The organism is Mucilaginibacter litoreus (assembly GCF_042676805.1).
In the GTDB taxonomy this organism is placed as follows: Bacteria; Bacteroidota; Bacteroidia; order Sphingobacteriales; family Sphingobacteriaceae; genus Mucilaginibacter; species Mucilaginibacter litoreus.
In genome coordinates, this window is the sequence record NZ_JBHTHZ010000005.1 from 590,050 (window position 1) to 605,317 (window position 15,268).

Annotated in this window: 14 protein-coding genes and 1 other RNA gene; 13 read left to right on the forward strand and 2 right to left on the reverse strand. The window is 41.8% G+C overall.

Translation table 11 applies throughout. From position 1 onward, the window contains the following. The first annotated feature begins 70 nt into the window (after nucleotides 1-70). From ACFQZX_RS10700 to ACFQZX_RS10725, 6 genes are all read left to right on the forward strand, one after another. Nucleotides 71-1,309 (forward strand): Pycsar system effector family protein, encoded by a 1,239-nt coding sequence (locus ACFQZX_RS10700; RefSeq protein ID WP_377114873.1) that lies wholly within the window; start codon nucleotides 71-73, stop codon nucleotides 1,307-1,309. After that, complete coding sequence (gene ppk1 / locus ACFQZX_RS10705; protein ID WP_377114876.1) at nucleotides 1,293-3,347, forward strand: polyphosphate kinase 1; 2,055 nt, start codon at nucleotides 1,293-1,295, stop codon at nucleotides 3,345-3,347. The genes ACFQZX_RS10700 and ppk1 overlap by 17 nt, the downstream gene beginning before the upstream one ends. After that, complete coding sequence (locus tag ACFQZX_RS10710; RefSeq protein WP_377114878.1) at nucleotides 3,344-4,189, forward strand: SdiA-regulated family protein; 846 nt, start codon at nucleotides 3,344-3,346, stop codon at nucleotides 4,187-4,189. Before ppk1 ends, ACFQZX_RS10710 begins: the two co-directional genes overlap by 4 nt. A gap of 12 nt (nucleotides 4,190-4,201) precedes the next feature. Then, a complete protein-coding gene (locus ACFQZX_RS10715; protein ID WP_377114881.1) occupies nucleotides 4,202-4,891 on the forward strand; it encodes a hypothetical protein in 690 nt (229 codons plus the stop codon). A 56-nt stretch (nucleotides 4,892-4,947) separates the two neighbouring features. Further along, nucleotides 4,948-6,129: an acyl-CoA dehydrogenase family protein gene (locus tag ACFQZX_RS10720; RefSeq protein WP_377114883.1), complete on the forward strand. Its 1,182-nt coding sequence runs from the start codon at nucleotides 4,948-4,950 to the stop codon at nucleotides 6,127-6,129. A 141-nt stretch (nucleotides 6,130-6,270) separates the two neighbouring features. Beyond that, nucleotides 6,271-8,337: a tetratricopeptide repeat-containing sensor histidine kinase gene (locus ACFQZX_RS10725; RefSeq protein WP_377114886.1), complete on the forward strand. Its 2,067-nt coding sequence runs from the start codon at nucleotides 6,271-6,273 to the stop codon at nucleotides 8,335-8,337. On the opposite strand, the gene ACFQZX_RS10730 is transcribed toward ACFQZX_RS10725, so the two are convergent. Continuing rightward, nucleotides 8,293-9,660: a GH1 family beta-glucosidase gene (locus ACFQZX_RS10730; protein WP_377114889.1), complete on the reverse strand. Its 1,368-nt coding sequence runs from the start codon at nucleotides 9,658-9,660 to the stop codon at nucleotides 8,293-8,295. The two genes, ACFQZX_RS10725 and ACFQZX_RS10730, sit on opposite strands and share 45 nt — an antisense overlap. A 290-nt stretch (nucleotides 9,661-9,950) precedes the next feature. Here ACFQZX_RS10730 and ACFQZX_RS10735 point away from each other — a divergent pair, with 290 nt between their 5' ends. From ACFQZX_RS10735 to rnpB, 5 genes are all read left to right on the forward strand, one after another. Next, complete coding sequence (locus ACFQZX_RS10735; RefSeq protein WP_377114892.1) at nucleotides 9,951-10,409, forward strand: DinB family protein; 459 nt, start codon at nucleotides 9,951-9,953, stop codon at nucleotides 10,407-10,409. A 15-nt stretch (nucleotides 10,410-10,424) separates the two neighbouring features. Beyond that, nucleotides 10,425-10,838: a hypothetical protein gene (locus tag ACFQZX_RS10740; protein WP_377114895.1), complete on the forward strand. Its 414-nt coding sequence runs from the start codon at nucleotides 10,425-10,427 to the stop codon at nucleotides 10,836-10,838. Continuing rightward, nucleotides 10,835-11,497, forward strand: coding sequence for an SCO family protein (locus tag ACFQZX_RS10745; RefSeq protein ID WP_377114898.1), 663 nt, complete (start codon nucleotides 10,835-10,837; stop codon nucleotides 11,495-11,497). The genes ACFQZX_RS10740 and ACFQZX_RS10745 overlap by 4 nt, the downstream gene beginning before the upstream one ends. Then, nucleotides 11,494-11,916 (forward strand): c-type cytochrome, encoded by a 423-nt coding sequence (locus ACFQZX_RS10750; protein ID WP_377114901.1) that lies wholly within the window; start codon nucleotides 11,494-11,496, stop codon nucleotides 11,914-11,916. The genes ACFQZX_RS10745 and ACFQZX_RS10750 overlap by 4 nt, the downstream gene beginning before the upstream one ends. Nucleotides 11,917-11,969: 53 nt before the next feature. Then, nucleotides 11,970-12,341: RNase P RNA component class A (rnpB, locus tag ACFQZX_RS10755), an RNA gene on the forward strand. Between the two features lie 47 nt (nucleotides 12,342-12,388). On the opposite strand, the gene ACFQZX_RS10760 is transcribed toward rnpB, so the two are convergent. Then, nucleotides 12,389-13,939 (reverse strand): M20/M25/M40 family metallo-hydrolase, encoded by a 1,551-nt coding sequence (locus ACFQZX_RS10760; protein WP_377114904.1) that lies wholly within the window; start codon nucleotides 13,937-13,939, stop codon nucleotides 12,389-12,391. A 178-nt stretch (nucleotides 13,940-14,117) separates the two neighbouring features. Here ACFQZX_RS10760 and ACFQZX_RS10765 point away from each other — a divergent pair, with 178 nt between their 5' ends. Then, a complete protein-coding gene (locus tag ACFQZX_RS10765) occupies nucleotides 14,118-14,771 on the forward strand; it encodes an OmpA family protein (RefSeq protein ID WP_377114907.1) in 654 nt (217 codons plus the stop codon). A gap of 17 nt (nucleotides 14,772-14,788) precedes the next feature. After that, entirely contained in the window at nucleotides 14,789-15,250 is a 462-nt protein-coding gene (locus tag ACFQZX_RS10770) for a PRC-barrel domain-containing protein (protein ID WP_377114910.1), read from the forward strand. Nucleotides 15,251-15,268 lie beyond the last annotated feature (18 nt).

Below are 15,268 nucleotides of genomic sequence, written 5' to 3' on the forward strand. Positions count from 1 at the left end.
ATTTATGCTTTGAAAAGGTCAGTAAGCTGTAATAAATATTTTTGGCCGCTTGCTATCTAAACATATATCAATGAATTACTCTGGTTTGCTCCACACAGTAAGGGACTACGCATTGCTTTATTACAAAACACATGTCGATGACCGCCTTTTATACCATGATCAGAAACATACCGAAAAAATGGTGGATGCCGCAACCCGCATTGGCAACCACTATCAATTATCAGATCGCGACTTTTTTGTGATACAGGCTGCCGCATGGTTTCATGACCTGGGTTACATGGTGAACCCCAAATTACATGAAGAAGAAAGCGCCACACTTGCAGCAAACTTTTTAAAACAGCATATCATCCCTGAAGCCGATATCAACGATGTAAAAGCCTGCATAATGGCTACCAAAATGCCGCAAAGCCCAACATCGCTGTTAGAAAAAATTATTTGCGATGCCGACCTCTTTCATTTAGGTACTGATGATTTTATTAAAACCGATAAGCAACTGTTTAAAGAGGTAAAAACTTTGTATGGTATAGAAATGACCAAAGTTGACTGGCGCCTCAAAAGCATTAGATTTTTACAGGCTCATCATTACCATACCGATTATTGCCAATTGTTACTGAATGATGGCAAACAAAAAAACATCAGTTATCTTGAAGATAAACTTGCATCAGCAGCGCAAAAAACAGCAAAATCGGATATATCAGATCACGCTGCAAACCAACCCGAAACCTTACACAACGTAATGACACAAGAAAACAAAAAGAAAAAATCTGACAGGCCTGATAAAGGTATCGAAACCATGTTCAGGATAAGCAGCAGCAACCATCAGCGGCTAAGCGATATGGCTGATAACAAAGCGCATATCATGATAACGGTTAACTCTATCATTTTGTCCGCTATTATCAGCTTGCTGTTGCGCAAACTTTCGGAATATGAGTATTTCATTATTCCTACTTTCATTCTCCTGTCCATCAGCTTGCTGGCCATGACGTTCTCCATATTATCTACCCGGCCTTCAATACCAAGCGGTGAGTTCAAAAGGGATGATGTGGATCAGAAAAAGGTGAACCTGCTGTTCTTTGGTAATTTTTACAAAATGCCCTTGGACGATTATACTTATGGCATGGTGAAAATGATGGAAGATAAAGATTTTTTATATGGCAGTCTTATCCGCGATGTTTATGCACAAGGCGTTGTGCTTGGTAAAAAATACAGATTATTGCGCATTGCCTATAACATATTCATGTTTGGCTTAATTGTATCTGTACTGGCATTTATCATTGCCTCTACCCTGCATAATGTTAAAGCCGATTAACATGATCAAACCTCAATACTTCGACAGGGATATCAGCTGGCTTACATTTAACGGGCGTGTACTTGAAGAAGCTGCATCTGCTAATGTGCCATTAGTAGAGCGTATTAAATTTCTTTCTATATACTCCTCCAACCTCGATGAGTTTTACCGTGTACGGATGCCGGTGCTGCGTGCCCTTAAAAAAATCAGCAAGAAAAATGATGATATAGACAAAGAAGCACAGGAAACTATTTTGCAACAGGCAAGCCAGATGGTTTTGCAGCAGCAAGTTCACTTTGGCCGGATATTAACACAAAAGCTTGTACCTGCGCTACGCACTCACGGTATCACGCTTGTTTACAATGAGGAATTGCCGGATCAGATCCTAAAGGAAACAACGGCCTATTTTTTATCAGATATACTGGCTTTTCTGCAACCTATACAAATAAATCAGGACACCACTTTTTTTCCTGAAAACAACAAACTTTACTTTGTTATACAATTGCTTGAGGATGCAAATGAGAAACTGGTATTGTTAAATATTCCATCTGATGAATTGCCCCGCTTTTTCAGCGCTCAGCATGATCAAACGCAGTTCATTTGTTTCCTGGACGACATCATACGCCACAACTTATCCCTGCTTTTCAGGCATGCCAAAGTTGGAGGCTGCTACAGCATAAAGGTTACCCGAGATGCCGAACTCGACCTTAAAGATGAATACCCCGGCGAACTTTCTGAACAGATAGAAAAACAGCTACAAAAACGTGATCAGGGCTTTGCTACGCGATTTTTATATCAGGCAGACATGCCTTTGCGTGTTATACAGTTACTTAACCAGCATTTGGGCCTGGAAAATGCTAACGCTGTTGAAGGCGGCAGATATCATAATCTGAAAGATCTGAATGATTTGCCGGTCAAAAATCCGGCGCTATCTTACGATAAGTGGCCCGCAATAACGTTACCCCTACCCGATAATGAAGCACTTATATCTGTAACCAACAAAAAAGATCTGCTTGTTAACACACCTTATCAATCTTACAGTGTTATACTTCGCTTTTTTAATGAGGCCGCTGCAAATCCGGACGTAGAAGAAATTAATGTTACGCTATACCGGGTAGCAAGCGACTCGAGGATAGTGAACGCCCTTATCAGCGCCGCCAGGAATGGCAAAAAGGTGAACGTAGTAGTAGAGCTTAAAGCCCGTTTCGATGAAGCTAACAACCTTAAATGGGCTAAAAAAATGAAAAACGCGGGCGTACGCATTATCTATAGCGTTACTGCACTTAAGGTTCATGCTAAAATTTCTCTAATAAAAGTCCGCAAAGGCGACAGGATTACCTACAGCGGCCTGCTGGCGACCGGCAATTTTAATGAAGGCACTACCCGGTTTTATACCGACCATATATTGCTTACAACCAACCACAAATTATTACGCGAGGTAGAGCTGCTATTTATATTTCTGGCCAAACGCGAAAAGCCGACAGCAAAAAATCAGATAGACTTTAAGTACCTGCTGGTAGCAGGCGTCAATCTGCAACGCGATTTCATCAACCTGATAGATAGGGAGATAGCTTTTGCGCAAGCAGGACAGCCGGCGGCAATAACCATCAAACTAAACAACCTGGAAGAAAGAGTATTGATAGATAAGTTGTACGAGGCATCACAGGCAGGAGTAAAAATTCAATTGATTATACGCAGTATATGCTGCCTGGTGCCCGGCGTTAAGGGACTGAGCGAAAATATCACCATAAAACGTATTGTAGACCGTTATCTGGAACATGGGAGAATATTTATTTTTAATAATGATGGCGACCGGCAGGTTTTTATGGGATCGGCCGACTGGATGAATCGTAATATATACCACCGGATAGAAGTGTGTTTCCCGGTGCTTGATGCAGATATTAAATTCCAGATTGAAAAACTAATCGAGTTTCAGTTGAATGATAACGTACAGGCAGTGGTAATAGACAAGCATTTAAACCAGCACCGGCTAAAAGCATCAAATGAAGCAATTGCCTCGCAGCAAGCTATTTACCAGTACTTAAAAGCATCAACATGAACAAATTAACGTTTATAACTTCAGTTTTGTTAATTGCATTGGCAGGTACGTCTTGCGGACAGAGAAAGTATAAAAGCCCGGCCGGGTACGATCTTAATAACCCGATAAAATATAACATGCCGCCGGAGTTGCTTGAAATATCGGGCATTGCTTTTAATAATGGCAATGCAGGTACCATTTATGCCGAGCAGGATGAGGAAGGTAAACTGTTTTATTTTCGCCCCGGTGATAAGCTACCTAAGTATACAAAATTTGGCAAGCGTGGCGATTATGAAGATGTAGCTATTTTGAACAACTATGCCGTTTTATTGCGCAGTGATGGCAGTTTTTATACCTTCCCTATAAGTGATATAAAAGCCCGGGATGCTGCTCATGTTAAAGAGTTTAAAAAGTTACTGCCTGCAGGCGAATATGAAGGCTTGCATGCTGCTGGCGGTAAGCTTTACGCACTTTGCAAAATTTGCAAAGGTGTAGATCATAACAAGCAATGTAAGGGGTACATACTAAATCTGTCAACTGATGGTGAGCTGTCCCAAAGCAGTGATTTTGTAATTGATGTAAAAAAGATAGCGGCTATTACCGGCTCAAAAAAATTGAAATTTCATCCTTCTGCTTTAGCCAAAAACCCATTGAACGGACTATGGTATATATTATCTTCTGTAAATAAACTCCTGGTGGTTACAGATGGTAATTGGAATGTTCAGCAGGCTTATCCCATCAATCCGAACTTGTTTCTACAACCCGAAGGTTTGGCCTTTGACAGCCAGGGTAACCTTTATATTTCAAATGAAGGCAATAAAGCAACACCCGGCAACGTGTTGCTTTTTGAATATAAAAGATAAACTTTACTATTAATGATGAGCACCACAACAATACACACCAAGAAAATATATCCGTTCGAAGCTATAATGCTGGGATTATTGCTGATACTAAGCGTTACAGGCATAATTGTTTGTTTTAACGATAAAAAGTATTTCGAGAACGTATTTACCAGCGAAGACGGTTTTGTAGAGTACTCTACCCTTATACCCTTAAGCATAGCTTTTGGAGTATGTATGTATTATTTAATTGTATTAAGCCGGCAGCGCTCATGGATGTTTACGCTTTGTGTAATACTTGCTGCCTTGTTCAGTTTTTTTGTTATGGGCGAAGAAGTGAGCTGGGGCCAGCGTATTTTTCATGTGAGTAGCTCAGAATTTTTTAAAGAACATAATGCCCAGGGAGAAACCAACCTGCATAACCTTGTAGTAGATGGCGAAAAAATCAACAAAATAATATTTACATTTTTACTTTCTATACTGGTAGCCCTGTATATGTTTTTGCTGCCTTACCTGTATAAGAAGAAATTAGCTGTGCGTAATTTTATCGATAGGTTTGGCATACCGGTTCCACGCCCGTTACACATTTTGAGTATGCTGGTTTTTGGCATTTTACTGGCCATGATGCAAAGCCCCAAAAACTCAGAGATATTAGAAGTTGGCGTATCAACCATATTCTTACTTATATTACTTTATCCGCAAAACCTACGCGTGTTCCGCAAATAGGTTTATTTAATTGGATTTAAATTCATCTATATTTGAATAACCAATTGTAAACCCCCATGGCCAGAACCGACTTATATGAAGCACCTGATTATTACCTTTTAGATGAACTTTTAAGCGAAGAGCATAAACTGATACGGGCCAGCGTACGTGAATGGGTTAAAAAGGAGGTGAGCCCTATAATTGAGAATTACGCCCAGAGGGCAGAGTTCCCAAAACACTTATTACAAGGCCTTGCGGAAATTGGTGCTTTTGGCCCTACCATACCTGTAGAATATGGCGGTGCCGGCCTGGATTATATGGCTTACGGCATCATCATGCAGGAAATTGAGCGTGGCGACTCAGGAATCAGATCTACGGCTTCGGTACAAGGCTCATTAGTAATGTACCCTATTTATGCATACGGAAACGAACAACAAAAACAAAAATATCTGCCAAAGCTGGCAAGCGGCGAACTGATGGGTTGTTTTGGCCTTACCGAACCCGATCATGGCTCAAATCCCGGCGGTATGGTTACCAATATAAAAGATAAAGGTGACCATTACCTGCTTAATGGGGCTAAAATGTGGATATCAAATGCAACGTTTGCAGATATTGCAATAGTTTGGGCCAAAGATGAGCAAGGAAAGATCAAAGGATTGATTGTTGAGCGCGGGATGCAAGGTTTCAGTACACCGGAAACGCATAATAAATGGTCGCTGCGAGCATCCGCTACCGGCGAACTTGTTTTTGACAATGTTAAGGTACCTAAGGAAAACCTGTTACCAAACGTTTCAGGTCTTAAAGGGCCTTTAGGATGCCTTAATCAGGCACGTTACGGCATTGCCTGGGGAGCTTTAGGTGCTGCCATGGATTGTTATGATACAGCGCTACGCTACGCAAAGGAACGCGTACAATTTGACAAACCTATCGCAGGCTTTCAGCTTCAGCAAAAAAAACTGGCCGAAATGATCACCGAGATAACTAAGGGACAGTTGCTGGTATGGCGCTTAGCCACATTGAAAAATGAAAACCGTGCTACAGCTGCTCAAATATCAATGGCTAAACGCAACAGTGTTGAGGTTGCTATAAATATTGCCCGCGAGGCACGCCAGATATTGGGCGGCATGGGTATAACCGGTGAATACCCGGTAATGCGGCACATGGCAAATCTCGAATCGGTAATTACTTATGAGGGTACGCATGATATCCATTTACTGATTACCGGCATGGATATCACCGGCGAAAATGCGTTTAAATAAGCAGAAATTAACTATAAGCAGAAGTGGTAGTTTTCATCAATATTGCTATATTTGTTTGTACCTCTAACTATTAATGCTTTGATCTGCACTGATGCCAGTTTTGTTAAAAAGTTAATATGGCATTTCTGTCTCTTAAGCTTTTTGCTAAACTTTACGGCATGCTCACAAAAAAAGAGCGATGACGGCGAACATTCAGAAGAATTTTTAGCCATTATAAAAAAGACTGAAGACTTTTGGAATAAAGGCAAGATAAAAGACGGCCTTGATTATATGGATAGTGCCTTCAACCAGATGGTGCATCCTACCCTGCAAGACCGTTACCGGTTTTATGGTTTCCATTATGTTTATTATCAAAAAACCGTCAGCCAATTTGAATCTGCCTTAAAATATGCCGACAGCATGGTGGCGGTAAATAAAAAAATCACCAATCCGGTAACCCATAGCCGGAATACTGCAGATGCAAGTTTTGCTCGAGGAGATGCGCTTTTTGAATTGAAGCAATACGCGGATGCGTATGAATCATACTATCAGGGCTATTATGCAGGAAAAGACCAGGCACATTTTAACCCCGAAGCGCTTGGCGATTATACCTACCGGATGGGTATGATCATGTATAAAAAAGGGCATTTTAAACTGGCATTAACTTATTTCAAAGACACTTATAAATTTTTTAAAAATTCGGGCGACGACTTCGTCTTTTTTTACCGTCGCCAGGAGCTGTTAGATAATGTTGGGCTTTGTTTCCGTAAAATTGATATGCCTGATAGCGCCCTTGTATATTTCAATAAAGCCGTAGATCTTATCAATAAAAACGCTTACCGGTATCCGGACAGGAAACTTCACTTAGAAGCGGCCCGGGGTGTTGTATACGGCAACATGGCCGATGTATATATCAAAAAAGAAGATTATGCATCTGCTATCAGTTTACTTAAAAAAAGTATTGCCATTAACCTAAAACCAGGTTATGATAACAACGATGCCGAATTGTCTGAAATTAAGCTTGGGCAGATATATCTTAACACGAATCAGCACGATTCGCTTTTAAATCTGCTAAATAATTTGCGCAGACAGTTTGATACTGTTCGAAATGCGGATGCCGAAGCCGATTATAATCGTTTACTTGGTAATTATTACGTTAAACAAAATAAACTTAAAGAGGCTATTGCCCATATCCAAACATACAATGTAATGAAGGACTCGCTCGTAAAACGGGCAAGCCTGCTATTGGAAACGGACGTTAACCAGCAACTGGCCACTTATGAGAAACAACATGAAATAGACCTGTTGAACAATAACAGCAAACTGCAAACTATTTACCTTTATGTAAGCGTGTTTTTTGCGGTTATGGCGCTTGTTATCATTTTTTTGATATATCGTAACTTTAAACAAAGCCGCAAAGAAGTCAAAACGGTCAACCTGTTGAACTTACAGATCAATGAAAAGAACAGTGAACTTGAGAAAGCATTAAATGAGCTTAACAACAGCAGCCAGGAAAAAGACAGGATTTTGCGTACGGTAGCCCATGATCTGCGAAACCCTATAGGTGGCATCGCTTCGCTTACCACCATAATGGCCGAGGATGATTATACGGATGAACAGAAGGAAATGATCAACCTGGTTAAAGAAACATCCTTAAATTCCCTTGAGCTGATCAACGAGATACTGGAGGCAACTAATCTGAATTCTGTTGAATTAAATCTTGAAAATATAGATATTAACTCGTTGGTAAGCAATAGCGTTGAACTGCTTCGTTTTAAGGCTGCTGAAAAAGGACAAATCATATTACTGGAAACACTGGATAAACCATGTGAGCTATACATAAGCCGGGAAAAAATATGGCGCGTTATCAGTAACCTGATAAGTAATGCTATTAAATTTAGCCCCACAGGGGGTAGCATATTTGTTAAAGTGGCTGAAGTAGGCCCAAAAGTAGTGATCGCTGTAAAAGACAACGGCATTGGAATACCAGATAATTTAAAAGATAAGGTATTTAATATGTTTACAAGCGCTCAACGCCCCGGCACTGCCGGGGAAAAATCCTTTGGTCTGGGCTTGTCTATCTGCCGGCAGATCATAGAAAAGCATCACGGTAAAATATGGTTTGAAAGTAACCAGGATTCGGGAACTACCTTTTTTGTCAGCCTGCCTGCTGCTAATGCTCAATTAAGCGCCGGTTCCCCGCAGGAAATCAGCATACCAGCTACCTGAGGATTTGATGATGCGTTGCTGTGTACTGAAATCCACATAAACCAGTCCAAACCGTGGGTGATAACCTTCCGCCCATTCAAAGTTGTCAGTTAAAGTCCACACAAAATACCCGTCAACTTTTAAGCCTTCCTGTTTAGCCTTTAAAACCTGCTCCAGATGAGTTTGCAGGTACGTAACCCTCCGCAAATCATCAACTTTTTCATCAAAAACAACATCTGGAAACGCGGCACCGTTTTCGGTTATAATTAGCTTTCTGATTTGAGGATAGGCATTGAACTTTTTAATCATCTGATATATAGCAGGCGGATATACCTCCCACTTCATGTCCGTGAGTTCTACGCCACGGTTTTCTGCCTTAACTAAAGCCGCGCCAATGTATGGGGTAAAGAATGAATATTTTACGATCTCACGCGTATAGTTCTGAATGCCTATAAAGTCGAAATCAAAACTCATATCCGCCTCATCACCTGGTTGAACATACTTGTAAATACCCTTCAATGCAGGCACTTCATCTGTAGGATAACCCAAACCGAGCAAAGGCTCAATGTATAAACGGTTTATCAACGCATCGGCACGTTTGGCTGCATTGATATGTTTAGGCTTATTGGCATAAGGTTCTATATAAGAACACGAAAAGGTATTGCCTATTTGAGCATTAGGGCATAGGTTACGCAATATCCTGGCCCCGGCCACAATACTTAGTACCACATGATGAATAGCCGGTAAAAAGTTGCGCAAACCTGTTTTGCCAGGCGCATGTATCCCTAAAAAGTATCCGGCCCCGGTAAATACCGCCGGTTCGTTCATTACCATCCAGTGTTTTACCCTGTTGCCAAAGTTTTCGGCACATATAGTAACAAAGTTGCTGAACCATCCAATAATTTCACGGTTGGTCCATCCGCCTTCATCCTCAAGTGCCTGGGGTAAATCCCAGTGATATAAAGTTATCCAGGGCTCAATGCCCTGCTGCAGGCAGTAATCAATAACGCTATTATAATGCGCTATCCCCAATTGGTTTATTTCCCCCTTACCTTTTGGCAAAATCCTGCTCCAGGCAATAGAAAACCTGAAATTCGGAATATTAAGATTTTTTACAAGATCAATGTCTCGCTGGTATTCATTGTAAAAGTCGCAGGCATGTGTAGGTGTGTCACCGTTCAGTATTTTACCCCTGCGGGCGCTAAAAGTATCCCATATAGAGGGGCCTTTGCCATCAGCATCGCATGAGCCTTCTATCTGCAGGGCTGCAGTAGAAACGCCCCAGGCAAAATCATTGCCGAATGAATCTTTACTTAAATTGGTGGTAGTTGAGACAGTATCCATTAATTTGAGCTGATGCAAGCCCAAAATGTGCATTATTGTTTACAAATGAAACTACAAAAATAAATTAATGCATGAATGACGAACGCATGCTTTTTAAAAACAACCATTCGCGAAGATCGCTAATGATAGTTGTTATTCTTTTGATGAATTTCATACCGGACTTGTTTGATGTTCAATCAAATTTAACATACCGACATTTATTTATAATAACGCCAATATTATTTTAGTGTTAAACAAATTAACAACCGCGATCCACATATTTACCGCCAGTATTTTTACTTTTGCAGCCTATGACAAACTATTTTAAGCGCTTGTTTGATTATGATCAGTTTGCCAATAAACAAATGATTGATCTGCTGCTTAAAACCGGCGCTGCTGGCAAACCAATAGATCTGATGGCCCACCTGTTAGTTGCGCAACAAAGATGGCTAACCCGTTGCAAGTACCTGCCCGAGCCACAAACCCCGCTTTGGCCTAACTGGGAAACTACCAGCCTCGCTACATTCGCAAATAGTAATTTTAACGAATGGATGGAGTATCTGGACAGCTTGACAACAGATGATTTTGACAGGATTATTACTTACAAAAACACCAAAGGCGTTACCTTTAACGACAAATTGAGCGATATACTTGCACATGTTATAAATCATGGCACCCATCATAGGGCTCAGATTGGGTGGATTTTAAAACAGAGCGGAACAGAGTTACCTGTATCCGATTACATCATGTATATCAGAGAACAATCATAACCACATAATCATTTTATGATGAAAAAACTTATTGCCGTTTCCCTGTTAAGCTTTACCTTATTTAGCTGTGCCGATAAACAAAAGCAGGAGAAAGAGCTGCTTAATGAAGTTATACATGTGCATGACCGTGTAATGGGTAAAGATGAACTGATAATGATCAATAAAATGAAACTTGATACAGTAATAAAGCGTAATCAATCGCCTGACCTGGTTGCAAAAGCAACCTCATTGCGCGCGGCCTTAGATACGGCTGATACCCGCATGGAAAACTGGATGCATAATTTTGATGCAGAAAATAAAGGAAAAAATCATGAGGAAATTATAGCTTACCTTACCGACCAAAAAAAGCAAATAGAGGCAATTGATAGTAACTTCAATAGGGCTGTAAAAACCGCGGATACTTTCATCAAACAAAACAACATTAAATGAAAAAATTAATTGGGCTGTTAACAATTTTAGTTTTAGCCACAACGGCCTGTAAATTCAATAATACCGATAAACCAACTTTGCCCATTTTAGGGCAGCGCGAGGCGGTTACAAAAACCGTTAACGGCAAACAGGTGGTTGATACTGTTTATCAAACCATACCCGATTTTAAATTTGTTAATCAATACGGAGACACCATTACTCAAAACAGCCTTAAAGGAAATATTTACGTGGCAGATTTCTTTTTTACCACCTGCCCTTCAATCTGCCCTATTATGCACCGTAATATGCTTAAAGTTTACAACGACTTTAAAAATGTACCGGATTTTAAGATCATTTCCCACACCATCGACCCTAAACACGATAGCGTTGCTGTGTTAAAGAAATATGCTGATAAATTAGGAATAAGCGGTAATACCTGGTGGTTGTTACAGGGCAATAAAGAAGAAACTTATACGCTTGGGCAAAAACATTACCTGGTATCTATCACCCAGGATGATGGTACGCCGGGCGGGTACGTGCACCAGGGGTGGTTTGTACTGGTTGACAAGCAAAAGCGGATACGTGGTTACTATGATGGCACTGATGAAAAGCAGGTGGCCAAAATGATTGACGATATTAAATTATTGCGCGCCGAAGTGAATACCGAAATTGCACAATGAGGGTCAAGATTATAATATTTTTAGTCCTGTTAATTCCCGCAGTGATCTGCTCGTGCCAAAACGATTCGGAGCTTGAATTTAAACGCTATTACACCGGGGGTGCGCAGCTGTATAAACAAAAATGCCAGAACTGCCATGGCAACAACGGCGAGGGTTTAACCAGCCTTATCCCTCCTCTTACAGATACTATCTTTCTTAAAAAGAATAAGAACCTGCTGGCTTGCATTGTAAGGAATGGCATCACCGAAAATATACTTACTATTAACAGTAAAGCCTATGAAGGCTCGATGCCTGCAAATACAGACATGGCACCCGTGGATATTGCTAAAGTATTAACTTTTATTACCAATTCCTTTGGTAATAAGCAGGGCACAATTACGGTTGATGAAGTAGAGAAAGATTTAAGCACTTGTAAGTAAAACGTATTTACATTTCTGGCACCGCAGGTACAACTAAAATCAGTACTTTCGTAATTGCAAAACGTTCTATCGCTGCAGGCTTGTACTGCAGAGGAAAGTCCGGGCAACACAGAGCATCCTGCTTCCTAACGGGAAGGCGCCGGCAGCCGGCGACAGCAAGTGCCACAGAGAATATACCGCCCGCAAGGGTAAGGGTGAAAACGTGAGGTAAGAGCTCACGGCTTTTCCGGGCGACCGGGATCGCGGTAAACCTCAGGAGTTGAAAAACCAAATAGGTTCTGAAAGTGAAGCTGCTCGCTTCCGCGCCTGCAAAGGCCGTCAGAATGGGTAGGTTGATAGATCCGGCTGGCAACGGCCGGGCCAGATTAATGATAGAAGTTTCCTAACCGGAAATACAGAACCCGGCTTACAGATTTGCTGCTGTACAAAAAACCCCTCTTTCGAGGGGTTTTTTATTTTAAGTAAGTTCGATTTATTCAAACCCGCCATGCCGGTTGGCCTTGCCCGGCTCCGGCCATTTACGTGGTTGCCCTGTGCTGCTATCTGTAGATAGCTCCGCCTTATCCCTTGGAAATTTCTGCGGATCTTCGCTCGCCATATAAATCAATATAGCCGTAAGTATGGCATTACTGCGCAGGTCATCAAAAACTATTTTATCATAAGTATCGCGGTTGGTGTGCCATGTGTAATTGCCGTACGACCAGCTGTTTGATCCTAATGAAAAACCCGGCGCACCTACTGCCACAAATGAAGCAAAGTCTGACCCGCCGCCGCCCGGCATACCCGGGAAGCTGGTTTTTATCTGATGCTTAATGGTATCTGGCACAACCTCTAACCAACGGCTTATAAAATCGCCCGCTTTGGCAAAACCTTGTCCGCTGATATTTACAACACGGCCTGTACCGTTGTCCTGATTGAACAGCGCCTGCAGATTAGCTACAATTACGGGATGGTCTTCAACAAAGGCACGCGAGCCGTTCAGGCCCTGCTCCTCACTGGCCCAATGCCCAACCAGTATAGTTCTTTTAGGGTTCGGATATACTTTTTTCAGGATGCGCATAGCTTCCATCATGGTGAGTGTACCTGTACCATTATCAGTAGCTCCTGTACCGCCATCCCATGAGTCGAAATGCGCCGAAAGCATAACATACTCGTTTGGTTTTTCGGTACCTTTTATTTCACCTATCACGTTAAAGGTTGGTTTGGTGCCAAGCTCTTTTGATTCTGTCTGGATGGTTATACGAGGTTTCTCGTTGTTTTCCGTCAAGCGGTAAAGCAATCCATAATCTTCAAGCGCTATATCAACAGTAGGTATGGTTTTGGTATAAGCAGCAAAAATTTTATCAACCCCAAATCCTGCCGACCAGTAATTGGTGATGATACCTGCCGCCCCGGCTTTTTCAAGCGCTACAGGAAGCGTACGTGTGGTATAACCGGTCTTTTTTATCCGGTTGCGCCATGCGGCTGTCTGCGCAGTGCGGTCCTCTTTCATTTTATCTATCGATTCTTTCAGCGCAAACTCTTTCCAGTTATCATCGGGCCTTCCGGTTGGCTGGTTCATAGATATCATAACAAACTTGCCTTTTACAGCTGGCAACCATTTCTGGAAAGCTATAGAGTCAGCTACATCGGGCAAAATAATGGTTTCGGCGGTAACAGGCTTCTTCATGCCCGGGCTCCAGGCAAGTTGTGTTCCTTCAATACTGTGCACACGCGGGTAAACCATATCAATGTGCGATACGCCGCGCTCCCACCCGCGCCAATCGCCCCACTTTTCCTGGCGGGCGGTAATGCCCCAGCCTTTGTATTTATTCAGCGCCCACTCACCGGCCTTGTCATATCCCGGAGTGCCCACCAGCCGGGGGCCTATGCCGTCTAAAAGTTCATGTGCAAGCTTTGGCAACTGCGAGTTCTCAGTCGCCTCTTTAACAATGTTGTTAACAACCGCGTTTTTGGTTTGCGCAAATGTTTGGCTGCTTGCACATACCGCCGCGGCAATAAAAAATTTGTATACTTTCTTCATATCTTTTGATATAGGGCTTAGTTTACATCTAATGTAGCAAATAGCAGTCGGGATCAGCGTATTTACCTGTAACTTTCCTGTGGCGATAACGATTTTTAAATTTTAGTAATGCCTGATGGCGCTTGTAAGCCGTTTGGCGTGGTTTATGCTTCGTGCTTAGCAAAAAAGATAATAAGCAATGGCACAATTAGATGTTCAACCCAAACGACATAGTTCTTGGTGGCTTTGGATAATTTTTTTCATACTTGCATTAGGTGTAGCCGTTTTATTATATAAGGGCTGTAACCGTACCGCGCCGCTAAAAGTTGATGCTACCGACACTACAGAACGTAAAGAAATCACAGCCGACAGCAATGTGATAGTTACCACTCAGCCCGACTGGAACAGTGTTGATTTTAACATACCTAAAGCGAGTTATAATGAAGTGACCGATACCGCTATAATTGTAAAAGGAAACGATCAATATACTATTTACAGCCTTGGTGAGAACGTTTTGTTCCCGGCCGGAAAAAGCAATATACAACCTTCTGCAGAGGCAGCACTGGAGCAAATATCAAACTCGCTGAAACAACGCTTTAAAGATGCCAACATTGCAGTTTACGGGCATACAGATTCTACGGGAGCAAGCGGAAGCAATAAGGTTTTAGCCGGAGACCGCGCTAACGCTGTTAAAGAATGGCTAATTACCAAAGGCGAATTCAATACGGGCAAAGTATCTGTACAGTCGCTTGGTGAGGAAAAGCCCCTGGCAAGCAATAACACCAAAAGCGGCCGTGCCCTTAACCGGAGTGTAGAAATTGTGGCTTATCCTGATAAAGCCGCTCAAAAATAAACTAAGACGTACGAAAAATGAATTTTGCAGATAACAGTGGTGATTACAGTCACCTTGAAGAGTTAAGTGATAGCGACTTTGAAATTGTTGATGATCAGCCAGACATTTTAGGCTGGGATATACATGACACACATCAGAATAAAATAGGTGAAGTTTACGAACTGCTATTCAACCCCGAAACGCGCAAGGTACGTTACATCATTCTGGATATGGAAAACAACGATGTAAATTTGGAAGAAGGCAGACTAATTATACCGATAGACATTGCCGAGTTTGACACCGACAAGGACATCGTAAAGCTACCAGGCGTGAGTACAACTACGCTTGATTACCTGCCGATCTATGAGCGCGGACGTGAAATTAATAAGGACACCGATGATGATATAAGGAGTGCGCTTGATATACCTGAACGGGATGCACCTATTCCGCCGGGATCGTTAAACGTTGCCCAAACTAAATTTTACAAGAAGAAGATTTAAGTATCGGCGGTAAAAAAC

Excerpts from the sequence above, each read along its gene's own strand:
- ACFQZX_RS10770 (WP_377114910.1), top strand. The coding sequence starts at position 14,789 with ATGAATTTTGCAGATAACAGTGGTGATTACAGTCACCTTGAAGAGTTA.
- ACFQZX_RS10745 (WP_377114898.1), top strand. The coding sequence starts at position 10,835 with ATGAAAAAATTAATTGGGCTGTTAACAATTTTAGTTTTAGCCACAACG.
- ACFQZX_RS10760 (WP_377114904.1), bottom strand. The coding sequence starts at position 13,939 with ATGAAGAAAGTATACAAATTTTTTATTGCCGCGGCGGTATGTGCAAGC.
- ACFQZX_RS10750 (WP_377114901.1), top strand. The coding sequence starts at position 11,494 with ATGAGGGTCAAGATTATAATATTTTTAGTCCTGTTAATTCCCGCAGTG.
- ACFQZX_RS10720 (WP_377114883.1), top strand. The coding sequence starts at position 4,948 with ATGGCCAGAACCGACTTATATGAAGCACCTGATTATTACCTTTTAGAT.
- ACFQZX_RS10765 (WP_377114907.1), top strand. The coding sequence starts at position 14,118 with ATGGCACAATTAGATGTTCAACCCAAACGACATAGTTCTTGGTGGCTT.
- ACFQZX_RS10735 (WP_377114892.1), top strand. The coding sequence starts at position 9,951 with ATGACAAACTATTTTAAGCGCTTGTTTGATTATGATCAGTTTGCCAAT.
- ppk1 (WP_377114876.1), top strand. The coding sequence starts at position 1,293 with ATGTTAAAGCCGATTAACATGATCAAACCTCAATACTTCGACAGGGAT.
- ACFQZX_RS10730 (WP_377114889.1), bottom strand. The coding sequence starts at position 9,660 with ATGGATACTGTCTCAACTACCACCAATTTAAGTAAAGATTCATTCGGC.
- ACFQZX_RS10715 (WP_377114881.1), top strand. The coding sequence starts at position 4,202 with ATGATGAGCACCACAACAATACACACCAAGAAAATATATCCGTTCGAA.
- ACFQZX_RS10710 (WP_377114878.1), top strand. The coding sequence starts at position 3,344 with ATGAACAAATTAACGTTTATAACTTCAGTTTTGTTAATTGCATTGGCA.
- ACFQZX_RS10700 (WP_377114873.1), top strand. The coding sequence starts at position 71 with ATGAATTACTCTGGTTTGCTCCACACAGTAAGGGACTACGCATTGCTT.
- ACFQZX_RS10740 (WP_377114895.1), top strand. The coding sequence starts at position 10,425 with ATGATGAAAAAACTTATTGCCGTTTCCCTGTTAAGCTTTACCTTATTT.